General features: G+C 69.7%; 2 protein-coding genes. Both read right to left on the bottom strand.

What is annotated here, in order from left to right; translation table 11 throughout:
• Positions 1–633 (bottom strand): isocitrate lyase/phosphoenolpyruvate mutase family protein (locus FE811_RS26660; protein ID WP_140849516.1); only part of this gene is annotated, 633 nt, incomplete at its 3' end.
• Positions 633–1,802: a 2-methylcitrate synthase gene (prpC, locus tag FE811_RS26655; protein WP_140849514.1), complete on the bottom strand. Its 1,170-nt coding sequence runs from the start codon at positions 1,800–1,802 to the stop codon at positions 633–635. The genes prpC and FE811_RS26660, both read right to left, overlap by 1 nt.
• Between the last annotated feature and the right edge of the window lie 135 nt (positions 1,803–1,937).

Below are 1,937 nucleotides of genomic sequence, written 5' to 3'. Positions count from 1 at the left end.
CTTCACGCCGGGCAGGCGGGCGCGGACTTCGCGGAACATCTCGACCGAGGTCAGCGCCTCGGGAAAGATCGCGTCCGCCCCGGCCTCGGTATAGAGCTTGGCGCGGGCGACGGCGCCCTCGATGCCCTCGGCCGCGGCCGCATCGGTGCGGGCGATGACGACAAGGTGCCGCCGCGCCCGCGCCGCCGCCGCCACCTTGGCCGCCATGTCGCCGGCCGAGGCCAGTTTCTTGTCGTTCAGGTGGCCGCATTTCTTGGGCAGCAACTGGTCCTCCAGATGCACGGCACCCGCGCCGGCATCCTCGAACGTGCGGACCATGTGCATGACGTTCAGTGCCTCGCCATAGCCCGTGTCGCCGTCCACCAGCAGCGGCAACCCACTGGCCCGCGCGATCTGGCGGATGAAGAAGGCGACCTCGTCCACGGTGATGATGCCCAGGTCGGGCAGGCCCATGCTGGCAGTCATGGCCGCGCCCGACAGGTAAAGCGCCTGAAACCCGGCCGCGCGGGCCTGCAAGGCGGCCATGCCGTTATGGGCGCCGGGCAGGCGCAGGATGCCGGGGCGGGCCAGGGCTGCGCTGAACCGCGCGCCGGCGGGGGCCTCGGGCAGGTCGGAGCCGATCAGATAGGGCATCACTCGGCCTCGAGGGACAACAGCCCGCCGCGCTGGTCGATGGGCAGGAAGCGGCGGTTTTCCGGGCCGATGTAATGGGCCGAGGGGCGGATGATCTTGTTGTCCTGGCGCTGCTCGACCACATGCGCGCCCCAGCCGGCGGTGCGGGCGATGACGAAGATCGGCGTGAACATCGCGGTCGGCACGCCGAGCAGGTGATAGGAGACGGCCGAATACCAGTCGAGGTTCGGGAACATGCCCTTGGCGTCCAGCATGACGTCCTCGATCCGCTCGGCCACGGCGAACATGCGGGTCGCGCCCTTGTCCTCGGACAGCCGGCGGGCGACGCGCTTGATGACCACGTTGCGCGGGTCCGAGACGGTATAGACCGGATGGCCGAAGCCGATGATGACCTCGCGCGCCGCGACGCGGGCGCGGATGTCGGCCTCGGCCTCGTCGGGGGTGGCGTAGCGCTTCTGGATCTCGAAGGCGACCTCGTTGGCGCCGCCGTGCTTGGGCCCGCGCAGCGCGCCGATGGCGCCGGCGATGGCGGAATAGACGTCGGCGCCGGTGCCGGCGATGGTGCGCGCGGTGAAGGTCGAGGCGTTGAACTCGTGCTCGGCGTAAAGGATCAGCGTGGTGTGCATGGCGCGGATCTCGGCCTCGGTCGCGGGACGGCCGTGCAGCAGGTGCAGGAAATGCCCGGCGATGCCGTCGTCCTCGGTCTCGACCTCGATGCGGCGGCCGTGCTGGGCGTGGTGATACCAGTAAAGCAGCATCGAGCCCTGCGCCGCGATCAGCCGGTCGGCGATGTCGCGGGCGCCGGGGATGTTGTGGTCATGCGCCTCGGGCAGCACGCAGCCCATGGCCGAGACGCCCGAGCGCAGCACGTCCATCGGATGCGCCGCGGCCGGGATCGCCTCGAGCATCTGGCGCACCGCCAGCGGCAGGCCGCGCAAGCTGCGCAGCTTGGCCTTGTAGGCGGCCAGTTCCACGGTCGAGGGCAGGGTGCCGTGGATCAGCAGATGCGCAATCTCCTCGAACTCACAGGCTTCGGCGATGTCGAGGATGTCGAAGCCGCGATAATGCAGGTCATTGCCGCTTTGGCCGACGCTGCACAGCGCGGTGTTGCCGGCGACGACCCCCGAAAGGGCCACCGACTTCTTGGGTTTCCTGGCGGAACCGCTCATCGTGATCTCCTTATTTCCAGTCGAAGATGCCATGGGGCGCGGCCTCGCCCAGGCGCGCGGGCGAGACGGTGAAGTTCAGCTCTCCCAGTCGCCCGGCGGGCAGGTCGGGCAGGCCTTGCACCGCGTCGAGGAAGC

It is taken from the genome of Paracoccus sp. FO-3, assembly GCF_006386455.1.
Lineage (GTDB): Bacteria > Pseudomonadota > Alphaproteobacteria > Rhodobacterales > Rhodobacteraceae > Paracoccus > Paracoccus versutus.
The sequence above is the reverse complement of the archived record's forward strand: the minus strand, read 5'-3'. Positions and strand labels throughout refer to the sequence as shown.